Annotated in this window: 1 protein-coding gene; it reads right to left on the bottom strand. The window is 32.1% G+C overall.

From position 1 onward, the window contains the following. Positions 1-400: 400 nt before the first annotated feature. Positions 401-1,039, bottom strand: coding sequence for a hypothetical protein (locus ACFIL8_RS10110; RefSeq protein WP_375646243.1), 639 nt, complete (start codon positions 1,037-1,039; stop codon positions 401-403). Between the last annotated feature and the right edge of the window lie 523 nt (positions 1,040-1,562).

Consider the following 1,562-nt stretch of genomic DNA (forward strand, 5'->3'; position numbering starts at 1 on the left):
GCAACCCTGCCTACCCTCTAGAGTTATTTCAGAGGGTTATTACCATAAGTTTAGAGACAATGAAAATCGTTAAGAACTTACCAAAATTAGAAATTAGAGAAACTGAATAGACTTGGCTTGCTAAACTCACAAAGGGGTATAGAATCTTATAACCATAATCTATACCTCTTTTGTTAAGTTGATTAGATACAATCCTAATATGCGTTATTCTAAAAATAAGGCTTTGTACTTTTAAACACTCTTATTGGGATTGCTTTAAGACTTTTAAGAAACCCACTCTTAAATAGAATTAGATTTTTTTACATCGCCTTTAAAAGATTATACCGTAATCTAAAATGATAGCTTTATTAACATCGACCTTGTGGCTAAAATTCGTGATTATGCTGCTATTTTCCTAACTCTACTTTGGGACTATAAGCCCCTCTTTGGCTAGTTTTTCAACAGTTGTTTCAGCAACGCTTACTATGAGATTAGAAAATGATGCAAAAGCATTTCCATCGCTATAGCCTTTTGCTAGCCATATGGTTTCTTTGTTTTTTGTATGGTGAATAAGATAAACACTAACACTTATGGCGGGCTTACTAATATTATATCCACCGGTCACATAACCTGGTGTCGTCTCAGTTTCTATGGTAGCAAAGTTTCCAAATCCCGAAATAGTACTTGTAGAGGTTCCCGGATGATACGTTGGCGGGATATATGTCTGCGATATAGCACGATTATCAACGCTAACTATTAGGAGTGCATCTGCGCCTTTATTTGTTATAATTTCCTCTTTCTCGTTATAGGAATAATTACGAGTTAGAGGGAAAAGTTCTAATCCTCTCAATATCTGTACATTGTATTTAGCAAGCGATTTCTCAAAGGTGTCTTCAAGTGCTTTTTGCTCAGAAATAGACATGCCAACACCTCCTATGACCATCTTTTTCGTTTGAAATCGTCCCTTGTAGTTTGGATCAACAATTCCGTTCAAATGTGTTATAGGACCACAAGCTGTGAGTATTAACAAACAAAGTAAAATAAAAAACTTCATCATCATAAACCTTTGATTAATGCAAAAGTCTAATAATGTATTTATAATTCAAATTAAAGATACGATTTGAACTTTTAAATAATTTTTTTAGATTGTTTTGCAAAATTTAAGAAATCCACTCTTAAAGTGAATTAGATTTTTTTACATTGCCTTTAAGAGATTATACCGTAATCTAAAATGAGTGCTTTATTGTTATCAAAAGCTTTGTTTAAAGAGAGTTATGTATATTCATTTTGCTTATAGGTTTTGAAGGTGTAAAAACCGTCAAAACCCCCTCAAAACGTATATTATTAGTTGAATTTATAGGTTGTGTTATCAATATGGGTTGTTTTTTAAAGGTCTGTAAAATCTTAACATATTGAAAAATAACGTTTTTACTTTTTATCGTTTTTTTACATAATAGCAGCAACCCTCAAAACTCAAAACCCCTTCAAAACTCATAACCATAAGGATCTTGATAGCATTTATTATGATTATAATCCCTTTCTTTTGAAAGGCTTTAAAAGATCACATACTCTCATAAGACATG

This window comes from Bartonella sp. AP57NXGY, assembly GCF_042195805.1.
Classification (GTDB): Bacteria; Pseudomonadota; Alphaproteobacteria; order Rhizobiales; family Rhizobiaceae; genus Bartonella.

Bases quoted from the DNA above. Each gene is read 5' to 3' on its own strand.
- ACFIL8_RS10110 (WP_375646243.1), bottom strand. From the start codon at position 1,039: ATGATGATGAAGTTTTTTATTTTACTTTGTTTGTTAATACTCACAGCT.